Below are 893 nucleotides of genomic sequence, written 5' to 3'. Positions count from 1 at the left end.
GGGTGGGAGGGGTTCCTGCCGCTGCTCGTCGTGATCGTGCTGCTGGTGCCCTTCCAGGCGGCGGCCGAGGAGTACGTCTTCCGCGGCTGGGTGTTGCAGGCGGTCGGTACGCATGTGCGCAACCCGGTCTGGGCGATCGTCATCGGCTCGGCGCTGTTCGCGTCGCTGCACGGTTACTCCTCGGCGGGGCTCGTGGACGTGTTCGCGTTCGGCGCCGTCATGGCGTGGCTGTCGGTGCGTACGGGCGGCCTGGAGGCGGCGATCGCGCTGCACGTGATGAACAACCTCGTGGCGTTCGGGGTGAGCGCCGCCTCGGGCACGCTCGACGACGCACTGGATCAGGGCCGTACGCCGGTGCCGTGGGAGGCGTTGACGGGAACCGTGGTGCAACTCGGGGTGTATGCGTTTGGTGTGATGTACCTAGCTAAAAAGCGGTCAATTCACACTATTTCGGGATAAAGCTGGTTGGTTGCTCGGGAATCTCGCTAGAGAGGTCTCGCCATTCTGGCCCAAGCATGCTGGTCTGGATGGCGAAGGATTCCCGACGACAGGCTGGAACGGTCCGTCTGAACGGGACCGGGATGCAGCTGTACGACGAGTTCGCAGAGGAGGTACGGCGCGTGGCCTCCGGCCCCAGCGACCCGCCACGGCGACCGCCGGGTGACGACGACGCGCGTTCCGAGGGCGCGTCCGGACCGCACTCCTCTTCGGGGCGATCTTCTTATGAAGAGCCCGAAGAGCCTGAGGAGCCCAGGATCAGCCATTCACCGCCCGGTCCCACGGACGACCGGGCGCGAGGCTTACCCCTGGCCTCTCCCTGGGGCATGCCGCCGTTCGCGGCTCCCGTCCCCGACGAGCCGCAGGAGCCGCCCCGGGGGCGCATGCCGTACAGC

General features: G+C 67.6%; 1 protein-coding gene. It reads left to right on the top strand.

The annotated features are described in order from the left end of the window. Positions 1 to 459, top strand: a 459-nt coding sequence (locus tag E1286_RS47370) for a CPBP family intramembrane glutamic endopeptidase (protein WP_132623988.1), incomplete at its 5' end; no start/stop codon positions are given. Positions 460 to 893: the final 434 nt, after the last annotated feature.

Source organism: Nonomuraea terrae (assembly GCF_004348995.1).
Lineage (GTDB): Bacteria > Actinomycetota > Actinomycetes > Streptosporangiales > Streptosporangiaceae > Nonomuraea > Nonomuraea terrae.
The sequence above is the reverse complement of the archived record's forward strand: the minus strand, read 5'-3'. Positions and strand labels throughout refer to the sequence as shown.